At 71.4% G+C, this 18,339-nt stretch carries 18 protein-coding genes; 7 read left to right on the top strand and 11 right to left on the bottom strand.

Annotation, left to right across the window (positions count from 1 at the left end; genetic code table 11):
- Nucleotides 1–41 precede the first annotated feature (41 nt).
- Complete coding sequence (gene dxs / locus BLU20_RS07905) at nt 42–1,937, bottom strand: 1-deoxy-D-xylulose-5-phosphate synthase (RefSeq protein ID WP_083372181.1); 1,896 nt, start codon at nt 1,935–1,937, stop codon at nt 42–44.
- 109 nt (nt 1,938–2,046) lie between these two features.
- On the opposite strand from dxs, the gene BLU20_RS07900 reads away from it, so the two are divergent.
- The 4 genes from BLU20_RS07900 to BLU20_RS07885 all read left to right on the top strand — a co-directional run bounded on the left by BLU20_RS07900 (nt 2,047) and on the right by BLU20_RS07885 (nt 5,588).
- Nucleotides 2,047–3,495, top strand: coding sequence for a GuaB1 family IMP dehydrogenase-related protein (locus tag BLU20_RS07900; RefSeq protein ID WP_083372180.1), 1,449 nt, complete (start codon nt 2,047–2,049; stop codon nt 3,493–3,495).
- Entirely contained in the window at nt 3,492–4,190 is a 699-nt protein-coding gene (locus tag BLU20_RS07895) for an NUDIX hydrolase (RefSeq protein ID WP_157270392.1), read from the top strand. Before BLU20_RS07900 ends, BLU20_RS07895 begins: the two co-directional genes overlap by 4 nt.
- 4 nt (nt 4,191–4,194) lie before the next feature.
- Complete coding sequence (locus BLU20_RS07890) at nt 4,195–5,106, top strand: aminoglycoside phosphotransferase family protein (protein ID WP_083372179.1); 912 nt, start codon at nt 4,195–4,197, stop codon at nt 5,104–5,106.
- A 74-nt stretch (nt 5,107–5,180) separates the two neighbouring features.
- Nucleotides 5,181–5,588 carry a DUF1801 domain-containing protein gene (locus BLU20_RS07885; RefSeq protein WP_029253545.1) on the top strand — a complete coding sequence of 136 codons (408 nt, stop codon included), beginning with the start codon at nt 5,181–5,183 and terminating at the stop codon, nt 5,586–5,588.
- 45 nt (nt 5,589–5,633) lie between these two features.
- On the opposite strand, the gene acnA is transcribed toward BLU20_RS07885, so the two are convergent.
- From acnA to BLU20_RS07870, 3 genes are all read right to left on the bottom strand, one after another.
- Nucleotides 5,634–8,390 carry an aconitate hydratase AcnA gene (acnA, locus tag BLU20_RS07880; protein WP_083372178.1) on the bottom strand — a complete coding sequence of 919 codons (2,757 nt, stop codon included), beginning with the start codon at nt 8,388–8,390 and terminating at the stop codon, nt 5,634–5,636.
- Nucleotides 8,391–8,571: 181 nt separating this feature from the next.
- On the bottom strand, nt 8,572–9,819 hold the full coding sequence (locus BLU20_RS07875; RefSeq protein WP_083372177.1) for a class I SAM-dependent RNA methyltransferase: 1,248 nt from the start codon (nt 9,817–9,819) through the stop codon (nt 8,572–8,574).
- Nucleotides 9,816–11,819, bottom strand: a complete 2,004-nt coding sequence (locus BLU20_RS07870) for an APC family permease (RefSeq protein WP_083372176.1) — start codon at nt 11,817–11,819, stop codon at nt 9,816–9,818. The genes BLU20_RS07875 and BLU20_RS07870 overlap by 4 nt, the downstream gene beginning before the upstream one ends.
- 79 nt (nt 11,820–11,898) lie before the next feature.
- Here BLU20_RS07870 and BLU20_RS07865 point away from each other — a divergent pair, with 79 nt between their 5' ends.
- Together BLU20_RS07865 and BLU20_RS07860 are read left to right on the top strand one after the other, a co-directional pair.
- Nucleotides 11,899–12,555 (top strand): potassium channel family protein, encoded by a 657-nt coding sequence (locus BLU20_RS07865; protein WP_029253549.1) that lies wholly within the window; start codon nt 11,899–11,901, stop codon nt 12,553–12,555.
- Nucleotides 12,555–13,301, top strand: coding sequence for a potassium channel family protein (locus BLU20_RS07860; RefSeq protein WP_083372175.1), 747 nt, complete (start codon nt 12,555–12,557; stop codon nt 13,299–13,301). Before BLU20_RS07865 ends, BLU20_RS07860 begins: the two co-directional genes overlap by 1 nt.
- On the opposite strand, the gene BLU20_RS07855 is transcribed toward BLU20_RS07860, so the two are convergent.
- The 4 genes from BLU20_RS07855 to dut form a co-directional block, all read right to left on the bottom strand.
- Nucleotides 13,216–14,055, bottom strand: coding sequence for a DUF3159 domain-containing protein (locus BLU20_RS07855; protein WP_231959149.1), 840 nt, complete (start codon nt 14,053–14,055; stop codon nt 13,216–13,218). The two genes, BLU20_RS07860 and BLU20_RS07855, sit on opposite strands and share 86 nt — an antisense overlap.
- Before the next feature lies 1 nt (nt 14,056).
- Entirely contained in the window at nt 14,057–14,440 is a 384-nt protein-coding gene (locus tag BLU20_RS07850) for an OB-fold nucleic acid binding domain-containing protein (protein ID WP_083372174.1), read from the bottom strand.
- Entirely contained in the window at nt 14,437–15,165 is a 729-nt protein-coding gene (locus BLU20_RS07845; RefSeq protein ID WP_083372173.1) for a DUF3710 domain-containing protein, read from the bottom strand. The genes BLU20_RS07850 and BLU20_RS07845 overlap by 4 nt, the downstream gene beginning before the upstream one ends.
- Nucleotides 15,166–15,278: 113 nt before the next feature.
- On the bottom strand, nt 15,279–15,737 hold the full coding sequence (dut, locus tag BLU20_RS07840; RefSeq protein WP_269457183.1) for a dUTP diphosphatase: 459 nt from the start codon (nt 15,735–15,737) through the stop codon (nt 15,279–15,281).
- Nucleotides 15,738–15,791: 54 nt separating this feature from the next.
- Between dut and BLU20_RS07835 the strand changes: the two genes are divergently transcribed.
- Nucleotides 15,792–16,256 (top strand): DUF3093 domain-containing protein, encoded by a 465-nt coding sequence (locus BLU20_RS07835; protein ID WP_029253555.1) that lies wholly within the window; start codon nt 15,792–15,794, stop codon nt 16,254–16,256.
- 75 nt (nt 16,257–16,331) lie between these two features.
- Here the strand turns inward: BLU20_RS07835 and BLU20_RS07830 are convergent, their stop codons facing one another.
- The 3 genes from BLU20_RS07830 to BLU20_RS07820 form a co-directional block, all read right to left on the bottom strand.
- Entirely contained in the window at nt 16,332–16,631 is a 300-nt protein-coding gene (locus BLU20_RS07830; protein WP_029253556.1) for a DUF4193 domain-containing protein, read from the bottom strand.
- A gap of 183 nt (nt 16,632–16,814) precedes the next feature.
- Entirely contained in the window at nt 16,815–17,645 is an 831-nt protein-coding gene (locus BLU20_RS07825) for an inositol monophosphatase family protein (RefSeq protein ID WP_083372172.1), read from the bottom strand.
- On the bottom strand, nt 17,642–18,295 hold the full coding sequence (locus BLU20_RS07820; RefSeq protein WP_043109998.1) for a trimeric intracellular cation channel family protein: 654 nt from the start codon (nt 18,293–18,295) through the stop codon (nt 17,642–17,644). The genes BLU20_RS07825 and BLU20_RS07820 overlap by 4 nt, the downstream gene beginning before the upstream one ends.
- Nucleotides 18,296–18,339 lie beyond the last annotated feature (44 nt).

Here is an 18,339-nt window from a genome sequence, read left to right as displayed (position 1 = left end):
TCCGTGATGTCGGAGATAGACGCGGATCACACCGCGCGGCGTCAGGCTCGGCCGAGCGCGCCGAGGACGTCGCGCACCACGTCACCGGCCGTCATCCGCTGTGCGTCGAGGATCTCCGACCGCTCCGCGGTGTCGAGGAACTCGTGTCCGATGCCGGCATGGACGAACCTCGAGCCCGCCCCGGCCTCCGCCGACCTCTGGGCGATCGCCGCACCCACCCCGCCGTCGACGAGCCCGTCCTCGACGGTGACGACGACGTCGTGCTCCGGGACGAGCTTGACCACGGCGGGCGGCACCGGCAGCACCCACGTCGGGGCGACGACCGTCGCGGCAACGCCGTGCAGAGCCAGGGACGAGGCCGCGTCGAGGGCGACGGGCACCATCGAGCCCACGCCCACGACGAGCACGCGCGGCGCGTCCGGGTCGCCCGTGTGCCGTGCGAGCACGTCGACGCCGTCGATCGTGTCGACCGCCTCGATCGGCGCGGGGATCGCACCCTTGGGGTAGCGGACCACGGTCGGTGCGTCGTCGACGTCCACGGCCTCGCGGAGCGCCGTGCGCAGGGTCTTCTCGTCCCGGGGCGCGGCGAGACGCAGACCGGGGACGATGCGGAGCATCGCCATGTCCCACATGCCGTTGTGGCTCGCCCCGTCCGACCCGGTCACTCCGGCGCGGTCCAGGACGAACGTCACACCCGCCCGGTGAAGGGCAACGTCAAGCAAAACCTGATCAAAGGCTCGGTTAAGAAATGTCGCGTACACGGCAACGACCGGGTGGAGGCCGGCGAAGGCCATTCCCGCCGCGGAGGTAGCCGCGTGCTGCTCGGCGATCCCGACGTCGAACGTGCGGTCGGGGAACTCCTGGGCGAACGGAGCCAGGCCCACGGGGTGCAGCATCGCCGCAGTGATCGCGACGACGTCCTTGCGGTCGCGCCCGATCTCGACGATCTCGTCGGCGAAGACCGACGTCCACCCGAACCGCGACGGTGCCACGGGCAGCCCGGTCTCCGGGTGGATCTTGCCGACCGCGTGGAACCGGTCCGCGACGTCCTGCTCCGCCGGGCTGTACCCGCGGCCCTTCTCGGTGATCGCGTGGACGATCACCGGCTCACCGAACGCGCGTGCGGCGCGCAGCGCGCGCTCCATCGCCTCGACGTCGTGCCCGTCGACAGGACCGATGTACTTCATCCCGAGGTCCTCGAACATGCCCTGCGGGGCGACGACGTCCTTGAGGCCCTTCTTGAGCCCGTGCAGCCAGTCGTAGGCGAAGCGGCCGGGCGCGCCGCCACGGGTCAGGGCACGCTTGCCCCACCCGAGGAAGGCCTCGTACCCCTGGGTGACCCTCAGGGTGTCCAGGTGGTGCGCGAGGCCGCCGATCGTGGGCGAGTAGGAGCGGCCGTTGTCGTTGACCACCACGACCAGCCTGCGGTCCTGCGACTCCGCGATGTTGTTCAGCGCCTCCCAGGCCATGCCGCCCGTCAGCGCGCCGTCGCCGATGACGGCGACGACATGGCGGTCCGTCAGACCACGCACGACGTTGGCCTTGGCGATCCCGTCGGCCCAGCTCAGCGCGGTCGACGCGTGAGAGTTCTCGACGACGTCGTGCGCGGACTCCGCCCGGCTCGGGTAGCCCGACAGCCCGTCCTTGGACCGCAGCTCGGAGAAGTCCTGACGCCCCGTCAACAGCTTGTGCACGTAGGACTGGTGGCCCGTGTCGAAGACGAAGGTGTCGGTCGGCGAGCGGAAGACACGGTGCATCGCGACCGTCATCTCGACGACGCCGAGGTTGGGCCCCAGGTGTCCCCCGGTCCGTGAGACCGAGTCGACGAGGAAGTCCCGGATCTCCTGGGACAGCCGGACGGTCTGGGCGCTCGAGAGGCGTCGTACGTCCTCCGGCGACGTGATGCCGGCCAGCAGTGGCCCGCGACTTGACGACATGGGTGCTCCGTTCTCCATAGCCGGACCACCATAGGCGGTCGACCGGCCCGATGGTGACACCGCCGTGGCATGTGCGCAGTGTCACAGACCACCACCGTAGACTCAGGGTATGCACTTCCTCTCCGATCAGCACCCCACGACGGACCTCACCTACGGCGACGTGTTCATGGTTCCGTCCCGCTCCGAGGTCACCTCACGGTTCGACGTCGACCTCGCGACGGACGACGGCACGGGGACCACCCTCCCGCTCGTCGTCGCGAACATGACGGCGGTCGCCGGGCGTCGGATGGCAGAGACCGTGGCACGACGCGGCGGGATCGCGATCATCCCGCAGGACGTGCCGACCGACGTGGTCGCGGACGTCGTCGCCTCGGTCAAGGCCAAGGACCCGGTGGTCGACACGGCGGTGACGGTCGGCCCCCACGACACCGTGCACACGGCCCTGACGCTGCTCGGCAAGCGGGCGCACGGGGCCGCCGTCGTCGTGGAGGACGAGCAGGTCCTCGGGATCGTCACCGGCGGCGACTGCGAGGGTGTCGACCGCTTCACCCAGGTCCACGCGGTGATGTCGGACGCAAGCGTCGTCGTAGACGCCGCCGACCTCGACGGCACCGACGGGCTCCGTCGCGCGTTCGAGCAGCTGCACACCGCACGGGTCCACGTCGCACCCGTCGTCCGGGACGGTGCCCTCGTCGGCATCCTCACGCGCAAGGGCGCGCTGCGGTCCAGCATCTACTCCCCCGCCCTCGACGACTCCGGCCGTCTGCGCATCGGCGCCGCCGTCGGGATCAACGGCGACGTCGCCACCAAGGCCGCCGACCTCCTGCGGGCCGGCGTCGACGTCCTCGTCGTCGACACCGCGCACGGCCACCAGACCAAGATGCTCGAGGCGCTCGCCGCCGTCCGGGCGCTCGAGCCGACCGTGCCGATCGCCGCAGGCAACGTCGTCACCGCCGACGGCGTCCGGGACCTCGTCGCCGCGGGCGCAGACATCGTCAAGGTCGGGGTCGGCCCCGGGGCGATGTGCACGACGCGCATGATGACGGCGGTCGGGCGGCCACAGTTCTCGGCGGTGCTCGAGTGCGCCGCCGCCGCCCGCGAGCTGGGCAAGCACGTGTGGGCCGACGGCGGGGTCCGACACCCGCGCGACGTCGCGCTCGCCCTGGCCGCAGGAGCCTCGCAGGTGATGATCGGGTCGTGGTTCGCGGGGACGTTCGAGTCGCCGGGCGACCTGCACGACGACGGCACCGGGCGTCGCTACAAGGAGAGCTTCGGGATGGCCTCGGCCCGGGCTGTCGCCGCGCGGACGGCCGGCGGATCAGCGTTCGACCGTGCCCGCAAGGGCCTGTACGAGGAGGGCATCAGCTCCTCCCGGATGTACCTCGACCCGCAGCGTCCCGGCGTCGAGGACCTGATCGACGAGATCACCTCCGGACTCCGGAGCTCCTGCACCTACGCGGGGGCCACGAGCCTGCCGGAGTTCGCCGAACGCGCCGTCGTCGGCATCCAGTCGGCGGCCGGGTACGAGGAGGGGCGTCCGCTGCCCGCCGGCTGGTGAGCGCCTCTCGACCGCTCGGCCGGGCCCGGGACGAGCTCGCTCACCTGACCGACGACGGCGGGGCCTGGCCTCGCCCGTGGCGGCTCGCCGTCGGACGCCTGGACGCCACGGCCCGTGAGGCGGCCGTCCTCGTCCTGTTCGGGGCCCTGGACCACGTCCCGGCCGAGCACCGCTCGCAGGCCGTGGCCGCCGAGCTGGACGTGCTCCTCCTGGCACGGGCCACGACGCTCGGCAGCCACCCCGGGCAGGTCGCCTTCCCCGGCGGGCGGGTCGACCCCGAGGACGACTCGGTGCTCGACGCCGCGATGCGCGAGGCGGTCGAGGAGACCGGCCTCGACCCTGCCGGGGTCGAGGTGCTGGGCCCGCTGGGCGCACTCCCCCTCCCCGTCTCGAACCACCGCGTCACCCCGGTGCTGGCGTGGTGGGCCGAGCCCTCGCCCGTCGCCGTCGTGGACGAGCGCGAGTCGGCGTACGTGTTCCGTGCGCCGGTCGCAGACCTTCTCGACCCCCGGTCCCGGTTCACGGCCGTCGTGCGACACGGCTCGCGGACGTTCCGGAGCCCCGCCTTCCGCGTCGTCGGGAACGAGGGCGAGCACATCGTCTGGGGTTTCACAGGAGGGGTCCTGGACGCTCTCTTCGAGCGGCTCGGCTGGGCGGAACCCTGGGACGCGGCAGACGAACGTCCGGTCCTCTAGCGCCGTGGCCGACACCCCTCGCGCCGACGTCCGGATCGACACGGACCTCGTCCGGGAGCTACTCCGCGAGCAGCACCCGGACCTCGCCACCCTGCCCCTGCGACCCGAGACCGACGGGTGGGACAACGCGACCCTGCGCCTCGGCGACCACCTCGCGGTCCGACTGCCGCGCCGTCGTCTCTCGGCCGACCTCGTCCGCCACGAGCAGCGCTGGCTGCCGTCGATCGCTGCGCTCGTCCCCTGTCCCGTACCAGCACCGGTCCGGGTGGGCAGGCCCACGTCGTCGTTCCCGTGGGCCTGGAGCGTCGTCCCGTGGTTCGAGGGGGTGAGCGCGCTGAGCCTCGACGGCCGGAGCCGTGGTGCGGCCGCCCGACCGCTCGCCACGTTCCTCGCGGCGCTCCATACGCCCGCCCCGGCCGGTGCCCCGGAAAACCCGTACCGCGGGGTCCCGCTGACGCACCGCGACGGCGACGTGCGCCGACGGCTGGATGCCGGCGTCGTACCGCGTGCCCGCGACCTGACCCAGGTGTGGGACGCCGCGTGCGCCGCACCGGTCGCGGACGGCCCACCGCGATGGCTCCACGGCGACCTCCACCCGGGAAACCTCGTCCTCGACACGGCGGCGCCGCACGAGCTCCGTGCGGTGATCGACTTCGGCGACGTCTGTGCGGGTGACCCGGCGACCGACCTCGCCACCGCGTGGCTCACCTTCGACCGCTCCGCGCGCGACGAGTTCCGCTCCGTCGTGACCGAGCTCTGCGACACCTCGAGGGCCACGTGGCGGCGGGCAGCGGGATGGGCGGTCGTCGTGGCCAGCGCGCTCGTCGAGAGCAGCGACGACCACGCCGCCTACCGCCGCCTCGGGCTCGCCGCGATCGACGCCGTGCTCGACGACGCACCGCAACTGTTCCCGTAACGAACGTTCCCGATGCGGCCGTTCCTCGACCGCCCCGGTCGGCGCCCGCGGTCGATCCTCGCTACCGTCAGGAGATGGCGTACGAGGCGAAGACCCGTCCGACCGACGCGGACGTCGGGCAGTTCGTGGAGACCGTCCGCTCTCCGACACGGCGCCGCGACGCCTACACGCTCCTCGACCTGCACGCGCAGATCACCGGGCTGGAGCCCGTGATGTGGGGGCCGAGCATCATCGGCTACGGCAGCCACCACTACCGGTACGCGACCGGGCACGAGGGCGACATGCCCGCGGCGGCGTTCTCGCCGCGTACCGCGGCGACGACGTTCTACCTCTACGGCCAGGACGACGACGACCACCTGCTCGCCGAGCTCGGACCGCACCGGCGTGGTGTCGGGTGCCTGTACGTGACGAACCTCGAGCGCGTGGACATGGACGTCCTGGAGCGGCTGATCCGCCGGTCCTACGAGGCCCTGACGCCGTAGGGGCGCCCACCGTGACGGTGGACGCCCCTCCGGGACTCGGGTCGGTCAGGCGTTGACGAGCGACCGCAGCACGTACTGCAGGATGCCGCCGTTGCGGTAGTAGTCAGCCTCACCCGGCGTGTCGATCCGGACGACGGCGTCGAACGTGACGGTCTCGCCCGACTCCTTGGTCGCGGTCACGGCCAGCGTCGACGGCGTGCGGCCCTCGTTGAGCGCCGTGACACCCGCGATGTCGAACGTCTCCGTGCCGTCGAGCCCCAGGGACTCGACGCTCTCCCCGGCCGGGAACTGCAGCGGGAGGACGCCCATCCCGATGAGGTTCGAGCGGTGGATCCGCTCGAAGCTCTCCGTGATGACGGCCTTGACCCCGAGGAGCGCGGTGCCCTTGGCCGCCCAGTCGCGGGACGAGCCCGAGCCGTACTCCTTGCCACCGAGGACGACGAGCGGGGTGCCCTGCGCGGCGTAGTCCTGCGCGGCGTCGTAGATCGTGTCCTGCTCGCCCTTGACGAAGTTGAAGGTGTAGCCACCCTCGACGTCGTCCAGGAGCTGGTTGCGCAGACGGATGTTCGCGAACGTCCCGCGGATCATGACCTCGTGGTTCCCGCGGCGCGAGCCGTAGGAGTTGAAGTCCTTGCGAGCGATCCCGTTCTCGGCGAGGTAGACCCCGGCCGGGCTGTCCGTCTTGATCGCACCGGCAGGCGAGATGTGGTCGGTCGTGACCGAGTCGCCCAGCTTCGCCAGGACGCGGGCGCCCGAGATGTCGGAGACGGGCTCCGGCGTCGTGCCCATGCCCTCGAAGTACGGGGGCTTGCGCACGTAGGTCGACTCGGAGTCCCACTCGAAGGTCGAGCCCTCGGGCGTCTCGAGCGAGCGCCAGCGCTCGTCGCCCGTGAAGACGTCGGCGTAGTCGGACTCGAACATCGCGCGGTCGATCGACCCGGCGATGGTCTGCTCGACCTCCTCGGCCGTCGGCCAGATGTCCTTGAGGAAGATCGGCTCGCCGTTCTCGTCACGGCCCAGCGGGTCGTGGTCGAAGTCGAACTCCATCGTCCCGGCCAGCGCGTACGCGATCACGAGCGGCGGGGAGGCCAGGTAGTTCATCTTCACGTCGGGGTTGATGCGCCCCTCGAAGTTGCGGTTCCCAGAGAGCACGGAGACGACCGCGAGGTCGTTCTCCTGGACCGCCTCGGAGACCTTCTCGTCGAGCGGGCCCGAGTTGCCGATGCAGGTGGCGCAGCCGTAGCCGACCAGGTGGAAGCCGAGCTTCTCGAGGTAGGGCCACATGCCGGCCTTCTCGTAGTAGTTCGTCACGACCTGCGAGCCGGGGGCCATCGAGGTCTTGACCCACGGCTTGGCGGTCAGTCCCTTCTCGACGGCCTTCTTGGCGACGAGCGCGGCGGCCATCATGACCGACGGGTTCGACGTGTTGGTGCACGAGGTGATCGACGCGATCGCCACGGCGCCGTGGAAGAGGTTGAACTCCTTGCCGTTCGAGTCCGTCACCGCGACTTCGCGACGCGCCTGTGCGTGGGTCGAGGGCGAGTCCGACGCGGGGAACGACTCGAGCTCGGCCTGGTCGACCGAGTCGATGACGTCAGAGGCGTAGTTCGGCAGGTCGCGGGCGAACGCAGACTTTGCGTGGCTGAGCTGGATCCGGTCCTGCGGGCGCTTCGGCCCGGCGATCGACGGAACGACGGAGCCGAGGTCGAGCTCGATGTACTCGGAGAACTTGGGCTGGACGTAGCTCTCGGCGCTCGGGTCGAGCCAGAGCCCCTGCTCCTTGGAGTAGGCCTCGACCAGTGCGACCTGGTCCTCGCTGCGGCCCGTCAGGCGCAGGTACTCGAGCGTCACGTCGTCGATCGGGAAGATCGCGGCCGTGGAGCCGAACTCCGGGCTCATGTTGCCGATCGTGGCGCGGTTGGCGAGCGGCACCGACGCGACACCGTCGCCGTAGAACTCGACGAACTTTCCGACGACGCCGTGCTGGCGCAGCATCTCGGTGATCGTGAGCACCACGTCGGTCGCGGTCACGCCGGCGGGGATCTCGCCCGTGAGCTTGAAGCCCACGACGCGCGGGATCAGCATCGAGACGGGCTGTCCGAGCATCGCGGCCTCGGCCTCGATGCCGCCGACGCCCCAGCCGAGCACGCCGAGGCCGTTGACCATCGTCGTGTGCGAGTCGGTGCCGACGCACGTGTCGGGGTAGGCGCGGAGCACGCCGTCGACCTCGCGGGTCATGACGGTGCGCGCCAGGTACTCGATGTTGACCTGGTGGACGATGCCGGTGCCCGGGGGCACGACCTTGAAGTCGTCGAACGCCGTCTGGCCCCAGCGCAGGAACTGGTAGCGCTCGTGGTTGCGCTGGTACTCGATCTCGACGTTGCGCTCGAACGCGTCGGCACGGCCGGCGACGTCGATCTGCACGGAGTGGTCGATGACCATCTCGGCGGGCGCGAGCGGGTTGATGCGCTCCGGGTCCCCGCCGAGGTCGGCGACGGCCTCACGCATGGTGGCGAGGTCCACGACGCAGGGCACGCCGGTGAAGTCCTGCATGATCACGCGCGCGGGCGTGAACTGGATCTCGGTGTCGGGCTGCGCGTCCGGGTCCCAGGCGGCGATGGCACGCACGTGGTCCGCGGTGATGTTCGCCCCGTCCTCGGTCCGCAGGAGGTTCTCCGCAAGCACCTTGAGGCTGTACGGAAGGCGCTCGGTCCCCTCGACGGCGGAGAGTCGGAAGATCTCGTACGAGTTCTCACCGACCTCCAGGTTTCCCTTCGACCCGAACGTGTCGACGCTGCTCACGGTTGCTCCTTCACTGCTGGCGAGCCGCTGGCCGCGGCTCCGTGCAGGAGGTGGGCGCGGCCGGGCTCTGGGGGCTTCGACTGGCAGTGCCCGGCGGACCGGGCGCGGCGGGACTGTGTCCGCGTCCAGCATAGCGCATATATCTTGACGTCAAGATAGTTAGGCAATGCTGACCTGCCCCTCACCGCTCCATGACCGCGACGGCCTCCAGGTGATGCGTGTGCGGGAAGAGGTCGAAGGCCCGCAGGTCCCCCAGCTCGTAGCCCCGGGCCGTGAGGTAGCCGACGTCACGCGCCAGGGCTGCCGGGTCGCACGCGACGTAGACGACGCGTGACGGAGACAGAGCCGCGACCTGGTCGACGACTCGCCGACCCGCTCCGACGCGCGGGGGGTCGAGGACGACGACGTCCGCACGGGCACCCTCGTCGAGACCGGCAAGGACACGCTCGACGGCCCCGTGCCGCAGGTCGACCCGGTCGAGGCCGTGGGCGTTGCGGCGAGCGGCCCGCACCGCGTCGGCGTCGCCCTCGACCGCGACGACCGAGCCGTCCGGCCCGACCGCGTCGGCCAGCGGGGCCGTGAAGAGACCGGCTCCGGAGTACAGGTCCAGCACGCGGAGCCCGCGCACGTCGCCCGCGGCCCGCAGCACGGCGCCGACAAGGGCGCGCGGTGCCTCGCGGTGGACCTGCCAGAACCCGTCGGCGGGGAGACGGTAGCGATACTGGCGCCCGTCGTGGTCGACCACCTCGTGGACCGACCGGCGTGCGTTCGGTCGCCGGTCGGGCTTGCCGCCGTGCGCAGGCTTGCCGTCGACGAGCAGCACGGGCGCCCCACCGGTGGCCGGGGCCACGAGCTCGAGCCGCGCGCCGGGTCCCCACGTGCGGGTGAAGACGCCCTCCGCGACCGCGAGCGCCGCCACCTCCTCCGAGGCGAGCGGCATCGAGTCGAGAGGGACGACGTCGTGCGACCGGTGCCGGACCATCCCTGCCCTGCCCTCGGCGTCCGCGACGAGGTCGATACGCGTGCGGTAGCCCAGTCCCCCGCGCGCCTCGTCCCCCGGCATCTCCTCGACGTCGACGTCACGGTCGATCGTGGCCAACCTCGACAGCTGCTCCCTCAGCACGGCGGCCTTCCACCGCCGCTGCCCGGGCAGCGAGACGTGCGAGAGCTCCCCACCACCCACGCCGCCGGGTCCGGCCTCCGGCCAGGCGGGCGTCACCCGGTCCGGCGACGCCTCGAGGATCTCCACGGCGTCGGCGCGCCAGAACTTCGCCGACTCCCCCGCGTCGGTCAGTCTCGCCCGGACCCGCTCGCCGGGCAGCGTGTGCCGGACGAAGACGACACGTCCGTCGTGCCGCGCGACGCAGTGGCCGCCGTGGGCGACGGGACCGATCTCGATCTCGATCAGGGGGGACGTCTCAGGTGTCATGGGTCGATTGTCTCCCGGCCGGGGCCGCCGGCCGCACTCCCGGCGCTCGCCCCCGACGAGCTCAGCTGCCAGGGCACCGACGCCACGACCACCCCGGGCGAGAACAGCAGCCGCCCCTTGAGCCGCAGCGCGCTCTGGTTGTGCAGCAGCTGCTCCCACCAGTGGCCGACGACGTACTCCGGGATGTAGACCACGACGAGGTCACGCGGGCTCTCTCGACGGATCGACCTGACGTAGGCCAGCACGGGCCGCGTGATCTCACGGTACGGAGAGTCGAGCACACGCAGCGGCACCGGGAGGTCGAGAGACTCCCACTGCTCGACGAGCTCGCCCACCGAGTCGCGGTCCACCCCGACCGTGACCGCCTCGATCACCGAGGGGCGCGACGCACGCGCGTAGGCGAGCGCGCGCATCGTGGGCTTGTGCAGGCGGGAGACCAGCACGATGGCGTGCACACGGCTCGGCAGGGCGCGCGCCTCGGTGATGTCCCCGTCGAGCTCGAGCTCGTGCGCGACCCCGGTGTAGTGCTTCTTGATCGCCAGCATGATCACGTAGACGACCATCATGGCGACGATCGCGATCCAGGCACCGTGACTGAACTTGGTGACGAGCACCGTCACCAGCACGCTCGCGGTCATCGCGAGCCCGAGTGCGTTGACGAGGCGGGACCGCTTCATCCGTGCGCGCTCGCGCGGGTCGATCGCGGTCCGTAGCGCACGGTTCCAGTGCTTGACCATCCCGAGCTGGGAGAGCGTGAACGAGATGAACACCCCGACGATGTAGAGCTGGATCAGCCGGGTCACCTGGGCGTCGAACACGATGATGAGCAGGATCGCGCCGGCGGCGAGGGTGATGATCCCGTTCGAGAAGGCGAGTCTGTCCCCGCGCGTGTGCAGCTGGCGCGGCAGGTACCCGTCCTTCGCGAGGATCGACCCGAGGATCGGAAACCCGTTGAACGCGGTGTTCGCGGCGAGGACGAGGATCACGCCGGTCACGACCGCGACGAGGATCAGCACGATTGGGTGGCCCGAGAAGACGGTCGCGGCGAGCTGGCTGATCACGGGATGCTGGACGTAGTCGGCCGGCAGCGCGCCGGAGGCGTTCGCGAGCTGCGTGTGCGGGTCCTCGACGTACTTGACCCCGGTCTCGCGGGCGAGCAGGAGGATGGACATCAGCATCGCGGCCGAGATGATGCCGAGCATCCCGAGCGTGACGGCCGCGTTCCGGGACTTCGGCCGCTTGAAGGCCGGCACGCCGTTGCTGATGGCCTCGACCCCGGTCAGGGCCGCACAGCCCGACGCGAACGCCCGAGCGACCAGAAAGGCCCCGGCGAGACCGGTGAGGCCCTCGCTGAAGCCCGACTCGGCGGTCAGGGTGAAGTCGGCGCTCTCGGCCCGTCCGAGGTTACCGGTCAGATACTGCACGAACCCGACGACGGCGATCGCGCCGATCGCGCCCATGAACAGGTACACCGGAATCGCGAAGAGCCGGCCCGACTCGCGCAGACCGCGCAGGTTCGCGACCGTCAGGACCACCACGACCACGACGGCGAGGCTCGCCTCGTGCCCGCGCAGCGCGGGCACGGCGCTCGCCGCGTACTGCGCGCCCGACGAGATGGAGACCGCGACGGTCAGGACGTAGTCGACGAGGAGCGCGGACGCCACGCCCAGGCCCGCCTTGGGCCCGAGGTTGGTGGTGACGACCTCGTAGTCACCACCGCCCGACGGGTACGCGCGCACGTTCTGCCGGTAGGAGGTCACGACGGTCAGCAGGACGACGACGACGGCGAGTCCGACCCACGGCGAGATCGTCACCGCCGTGATCCCCGCCAGGGAGAGCGTCAGGAGGATCTCGTCCGGCGCGTACGCCACGGACGAGAGCGCGTCCGAGGCGAACACGGGCAGAGCCGTGCGCTTCGGCAGCAGGGTGTTGCCGAGAGTATCGCTCCGCATGGGGCGACCGAGGAACAGTCGCTTCGCGGAATCCGCAATATCAGACACGAGAGACCATGCTATGCCGGTTAGGTCCCGTGGTCGCCTGCGAATCCGGTATAGCGTGCATCGTGTGCACTTCGTGATCATGGGCTGCGGCCGAGTCGGCGCCACGCTGGCGCAGTCGCTCGAGCGCAAGGGCCACTCCGTCGCCGTCGTCGACCAGAGCTCGGACGCGTTCCGACGCCTGCCCGCCGACTTCACCGGTCAGAAGGTCAAGGGCCTCGGCTTCGACCGCGAGACCCTCGGCCAGGCCGGGATCGAGGACGCCTATGCGTTCGCCGCGGTCTCGGACGGGGACAACTCGAACATCCTCGCGGCACGTGTGGTGCGCGAGACGTTCGGCATCGAGAAGGTCGTCGCCCGGATCTACGACCCTCGCCGTGCCGAGATCTACCAGCGCCTCGGCATCCCCACCGTGGCGACGGTCCGCTGGACGTCCGACCAGGTGCTGCGGCGGATCCTGCCCCTCGGCGCGACGGACGAGTACCGCGACCCGTCCGGCAAGGTCCGCCTTGTCCAGGTCGACGTGCACGCGCGCTGGATCGGCAGGACGGTCGCGGCGGTCGACGCCGCGATCACCGGGCGCGTCGCGTTCCTGGCGCGCTTCGGGGAGGGGATGCTCCCCGATCCCGGAACCGTCCTGCAGGAGAACGACGTCGTCCACGTCCTCGCCGCCACGGACGACGTCGTGGCCGTCGAACGCACGCTGACACGGGCCCCCGGCCCGGAGGAGGACAACTGATGCGCGTCGTCATCGCAGGTGCAGGATCCGTCGGCCGCTCGATCGCGCGCGAGCTCCTCGGGCACGACCACGACGTCACCCTGATCGACCGTCAGCCGGGGGCCATGCGAGTCGCCCAGGTGGCCGAGGCAGACTGGCTCCTGGCCGACGCCTGCGAGCTGTCCACGCTGAGCGACGCCCGCGTCGCCGAGTGCGACGTGATCGTCGCCGCCACCGGCGACGACAAGGCGAACCTCGTGGTCTCGCTCCTCGCGAAGACCGAGTTCGGGGTCCCCCGGACCGTCGCCCGCGTCAACAACCCCCGCAACGAGTGGATGTTCGACGAGTCGTGGGGCGTGGACGTGGCCGTCTCGACACCCCGCATCATGACCGCGATGGTCGAGGAGGCCGTCGCGGTCGGCGACCTCGTCCGCATCTTCACGTTCCACCAGTCGGGTGCCGAGATCCTCGAGATCACGCTCCCGGAGTCGTCACCGCTCGTCGGCCTGCGGATCGCCGCGATCGTGTGGCCGGCCGACACCGTCCTCGCGGCGATCGTCCGGGGCTCGCAGCCCTTCGCCCCGACGGACGACGACACGCTGGAGGTCGGGGACGAGCTGCTCATCGTCGCGGGGCGGGAGGCGGACCCGCACGCGCTCGAGACGCTCTTCGTCGGAACGCCTACGCCTCGTCCTGCGGAAGAGACGCGGCCGCCCGCTCCGGAGAGCGATCACGACGCACGAGGAGCCACGTCACCCACAGCGTGAGCGCGAACAGCGGGATCCCCATGACCAGCCGTGCCGTACCGAGCCAGCCCACGGTGCCGGTCACGTACAGGGGCACCTGGACCGCGAGCCGCAGGACGAACATCCCGACCCACAACCAGGTTGCCGCCTGGTACCGCCGCATCAGCGAGCGGTCGTGCCGCCAGCGTGCCCACCGGGCGAACGCGCCGGGTGACCTCGCGGTCGCCCCCTCGGCGTCGTCGGCGCCGGCGCGCGCGGTGTCCGTGCCGGACTCCCCCGCCGTCGGGGCCTGATCCGGGGTCGCGGCGGACGCGTCGTCGTTCTTGGCGTCCGACGCCAGCTGCTCGATGAAGCCGGACCTCAGGCCCTCCACGACGACGCCGACGACAGGCCACCGGACGAGGATGGAGAGCAGGAGTCCGACCGAGTAGATGGCGTTCGTCCACAGCCCAAGCGCAAAGTAGTCCTCGGCGTCTCCCGAGCGCCAGGCCCAGAGGACGCCGATCCCCACGCCGAGCAGGCCGCTGAGCGCCGGCGTGACCGGCGCTCGTTGCACCACACGGGCCAGGACGGCGACGACCGAGATCGCGATCGACCCGATCAGCGTCGTCCGCAGGTCCTCGGTGATGACGAAGAGCACCACGAAGACCAGCCCGGGAGCCACCGACTCCAGCAGACCGCGCACCCCGCCGACCGCGTCCGTGACGGAGAACTCGTCCGCCGCGAGGACCTTCATCCCCTGCGGTGTCGAGTCGTCGGGCGCGGTCCCCGACACGTCACTCACCGGGCCGCGCCCGGAGCTCGTACCTCGGGTTGTAGATGGTGCGGCGTCCACGGATGTCGCAGACGAGCCCCTCGACGCGGACCCGACGCCCCGGCTCGATGCCGACGATGCGGCGACGCCCGAGCCAGACCAGGTCGATCGACCCGCTGCCGTCGTACAGCTCCGCCTCGACGGTCTGGACGTTCTCCCTGGGTCGGAGCACGACGGACCTCAGGACGCCGGACACCGTCGCAGGCGTGCGGTCCTTGAGGTTCTCGACGGGAGTGCACCCGAGCTGACGGGACGCGTCGTCGCGCTCCTCGCCCGCGGTGATCGTCTCCTGCGACGCGAGGACCGAACGCCACGGAGACTGATGCGCGGTGCGCGTGGAGGTCACTGGATCTCCGCGATCTCGGGTCCGCGGGTCAGGGGGTCGAGTTCGCGTGCCGTCGGTGCCGGACCGTCGACGGGGGCGATCTTCGACTCCTCGGGCTGCCCGGGCATGTGCATGGAGAGCAGGTCACGCGGCGGGCGCGCCGCCTCGTCCCGGACCACGACGATGTTGGCGAAGACGGCCTCGACGAGCTTCGCCTGCTCCGGCTCGACCGCCGCCCGTCCGGTGATGACGCCGCGCAGGAACCACCGCGGGCCGTCCACACCGACGAAGCGCGCAGGCCGGAACCCCGACTTGCCGTCCTTCGTCTTGACCGGGAGACGGGCGAGCAGCTCGCGGCCGAACGGGCCGGGGATGTCGTCGACGGCACCGCCCTGCTTGGTGACCGACGCACCGATCTCCTCGCGGATGGTGTCCCAGATCCCGGCCGTGCGGGGTGCCGCGAAGGCCTGGACCTGCAGCCCGGAACCCTGGATCGCGCAGGCCGCTCCCGTGATGCGCCGGGTCTTCTTGTCGGCCTCCATCCGCAGCTCCATGCCGCGGACCGCGGGGAACCAGATCGCACCGAGGTCGACGCGCCCGCCGAGCTCCGTCACCTGCGACGAGTCGAACGGGCCCCGGGCGGGGGCCTCGGCCGCGTCGTCAGACGTCGACCCGTCGACACCCGCGGGTGTCTCGTTGTCGATTTGATCGCTCGCCTGTGCAGAGCGGCGCCGGAACAAGGGCACTGACGTTCTCCTCCGTGTCGCGGGACCGGGAGCACCGGTCGGGGTCGGCCCGTCGCTGGGCCGCGTCTTCCAGGGTAGTGCTCCCACGGCGGTCTGCGTGACGCACGCGGGGCCTAGGCCGTCCAGCCGCCGCTGGACCCGAACCCGCCAGCACCCCGGGCGGAGCCCGGGAGCCGTTCCGCCGCAACGAACTGAACACGCTCGACCCGTTGGACGACGAGCTGCGCGATCCGGTCCCCGCGGCGCAGGGTCACGGGCGTCGTCGCGTCGGTGTTGAGCAGCGTCACGCCGATCTCGCCGCGGTACCCCGCGTCGACGGTCCCCGGTGCGTTGACGACGGTCAGACCGTGCTTGGAGGCAAGTCCGGAGCGCGGGTGGACGAACGCGGCATATCCGTCCGGGAGCGCGACCGCGACCCCCGTGGGCACCGTCGCGCGCTCGCCCGGCGCGAGGGTGACGTCGATCCGCGTCACCAGGTCGGCGCCCGCGTCGCCGGGGTGCGAATAGGCGGGAGCCGGGACGTCGTCGAGCATCTGGAGGAGGACTTGGACAGGCTGGTGGGAGGTCGTCACCCGTCGAGCCTATCGACAACGCGACGTCGGCTCCGCACCTGAGAGAATGTCGGCATGACTGGCTCCTCGCGCTACACCGAAAGACTCGTCCCCGGCATCGGCGGCTGGTTCAGCTCCCTCGCCGGAAGCGCCCTGCTCGGTCTCGTCGCACTCGCCGTCGGGCCGTCCACGGCGCTGGTCGTGACGATCGCCGCGGTGGTCGTGGCAGCGATCGTCGTCTGGATGCTCTCGCCGGTGGTCTCCGTGACCGGGCACGAGCTCGTCGCCGGCGACGCGCACATCGACGTGGACCTGCTCGGCGAGCCGGAGGTGCTCGACGCCGACGACGTCCGCCGTGCGCTGGGCCCGGGCAGCGACGCCCGGACGTACGCCTGCCTGCGGACCGCCACGAAGCACGCCGTCCGCGCAGAGGTGCTCGACCCCCGCGACCCGACGCCGGCCTGGCTGGTCTCGACCCGGCATCCCGAACGACTCGTGGCCGCCCTCACCGCGGCGCGCAGCGAGGTCTCGGCCGGCTGAGTCCCCCGAGAACGACGACGAGCGACCGGCCCGGGGCCGGTCGCTCGTCGTCGCAGGGCGGATGTGCCGAGAAGGTCAGGCGGCGCACTCCGTGCAGATGGGCTGGCCGTTCTTCTCACCGGCGAGCTGGCTGCGGTGGTGGACCAGGAAACAGCTGGTGCACGTGAACTCGTCGGCCTGGCGCGGGAGGACGCGGACCGCGAGCTCCTCGCCGGACAGGTCCGCGCCGGGGAGCTCAAAGCTCTCCGCGGCTTCGGTCTCGTCCTCGTCGACGACGCCCGAGGACTTGTCGGAGCGTCGCGCCTGCAGCTCCTGGAGCGAGTCCTCGCTGAGGTCTTCCTCGTTCTTCCGAGGGGCGTCGTAATCAGTTGCCATCGGGGGCTTCACTCTCCGTCGGTGCCATCAAATAAGGGGGTCGTCCACGAGCAGACGACGTACAACGCGCGCAATGAGCGATGCAGTCTTGTCAATGCTGACGCTGCGGAACATATTCCCGCAGGCGAACGGATTCTGCACCAGATCGCGCGCGTATGCTACCGGAGCGCACCGTGTCCTCGGTCACGCATCCGAGTCGGCGTCCACACCCTCGAGAATCCGACCGAGATCGGCGACCGTGGCGGCGGGCCCGGCCACGGTCATCGAGGCGTCCGCGCGCGCCCCGCGGAGCCCGACCACGACAGCACCCGCCTCCTGGGCGACGAGGGCACCGGCCGCCAGGTCCCACGGGTTGAGGCCCCGCTCGTAGTACGCGTCCAGCCGCCCCTGGGCCACCAGGCAGAGGTCGACGGCCGCCGACCCGAGCCGACGGATGTCACGGACCTGCGGCAGCACGGTCGCGAGGACGCGGGCCTGCGACGCCCGCCGCGCCGCGTCGTAGCCGAATCCGGTGCCGACGAGCGACTCCCCCAGCGGACGCGGCTGGGCGCACCGGATCGGCGACCCGTCGAGGAAGGCCCCCTCCCCGGCTCCGGCGGACCAGGTCTGACCGGTCGTCACGTCGTGGACGGCACCGGCACGGGCGGTCCACGTGAGCGGGTCGGGACCGCCCTCGACCACCGCGACCGAGACGGCGTAGGAGGCCACGTCGTAGACGTAGTTCACGGTGCCGTCGATCGGGTCGACCACCCAGGTCAGGCCGGAGCGTCCGGCGACGTACGCGTCCTCCTCGCCGAGGATCCCGTCGTCGGGTCGCTCGGTCCCGATGATGCGGCGGATCAGGGCCTCGGAGTCCGCGTCGGCCTGTGTGACGACGTCGACGACGGACGACTTCGTCGCGGCGACCTGGACGACGTCGGGCCGCCCGTCGCGCACCTGCCGACCCGCCTCCTCGGCGATCCGGACAGCGAGCGCCCGCAGGGACGCCGTCGTGGGGGCATCGTGTGAGTTCATCCCCCCATCATCCCGGACGGCCCGGACCGACGTCGCGGCGTCGTCGGGAGCGCCCACCCGAGCCGGATCGAGAGCAGCCGGAACCCGAAGACCCCGAGCACGATCGCGGCCTGGACCCAGACGTTCAGGACGTCAGCGCGCCACGCGACGGCGGTGGCCACGGCACCGACCGCGGCGGGGACGGCGTAGAGCTGCCGGTCCTGCAGGATGAGCGGGGACTCGCCGGTGAGGAGGTCGCGCAGGATGCCTCCCCCGATCCCGGTCAGCAGTCCGACGACGACGGCGGCGAGGAACCCCACGTCGTACTCGAGCCCCTTGGTCGTGCCGACGAGCACGAAGAGCGCGAGGGCACCGGCGTCGAGGACGATCACGCTGCGCCGCATCCGCTCGAGCCGGGGGTGGGCGACGAAGATCAGGAGCCCGCCCCCGAAGGCCGCCGCCAGCAGCCGCCAGTCGGCGATCCCGACCGGCGGCGTCGCGCCGATGAGGACGTCGCGAATGAGTCCGCCGCCGAGCCCGGTCGCCCAGGCGAGCACGAGGACGCCGAACAGGTCGAAGTTCTTGCGGACGGCGGCGAGCCCTCCGGACAGCGCCGCGCAGAAGACGGCGATGATCTCGAGGGCAGTTCCGAGGTGGATGGGCAACGTCACGGCACACATCCTTCCAGGCCCGCCCTCGCCACGCCGGAACGCGG

Origin of the sequence: Paraoerskovia marina, assembly GCF_900105445.1 — a bacterium.
Classification (GTDB): domain Bacteria; phylum Actinomycetota; class Actinomycetes; order Actinomycetales; family Cellulomonadaceae; genus Paraoerskovia; species Paraoerskovia marina.
The sequence above is the reverse complement of the archived record's forward strand: the minus strand, read 5'-3'. Positions and strand labels throughout refer to the sequence as shown.

Bases quoted from the DNA above. Each gene is read 5' to 3' on its own strand.
- dxs (WP_083372181.1), bottom strand. From the start codon at position 1,937: ATGTCGTCAAGTCGCGGGCCACTGCTGGCCGGCATCACGTCGCCGGAG.
- BLU20_RS07900 (WP_083372180.1), top strand. From the start codon at position 2,047: ATGCACTTCCTCTCCGATCAGCACCCCACGACGGACCTCACCTACGGC.
- BLU20_RS07885 (WP_029253545.1), top strand. From the start codon at position 5,181: ATGGCGTACGAGGCGAAGACCCGTCCGACCGACGCGGACGTCGGGCAG.
- BLU20_RS07875 (WP_083372177.1), bottom strand. From the start codon at position 9,819: ATGACACCTGAGACGTCCCCCCTGATCGAGATCGAGATCGGTCCCGTC.
- BLU20_RS07865 (WP_029253549.1), top strand. From the start codon at position 11,899: ATGGGCTGCGGCCGAGTCGGCGCCACGCTGGCGCAGTCGCTCGAGCGC.
- BLU20_RS07860 (WP_083372175.1), top strand. From the start codon at position 12,555: ATGCGCGTCGTCATCGCAGGTGCAGGATCCGTCGGCCGCTCGATCGCG.
- BLU20_RS07835 (WP_029253555.1), top strand. From the start codon at position 15,792: ATGACTGGCTCCTCGCGCTACACCGAAAGACTCGTCCCCGGCATCGGC.
- BLU20_RS07830 (WP_029253556.1), bottom strand. From the start codon at position 16,631: ATGGCAACTGATTACGACGCCCCTCGGAAGAACGAGGAAGACCTCAGC.
- BLU20_RS07825 (WP_083372172.1), bottom strand. From the start codon at position 17,645: ATGAACTCACACGATGCCCCCACGACGGCGTCCCTGCGGGCGCTCGCT.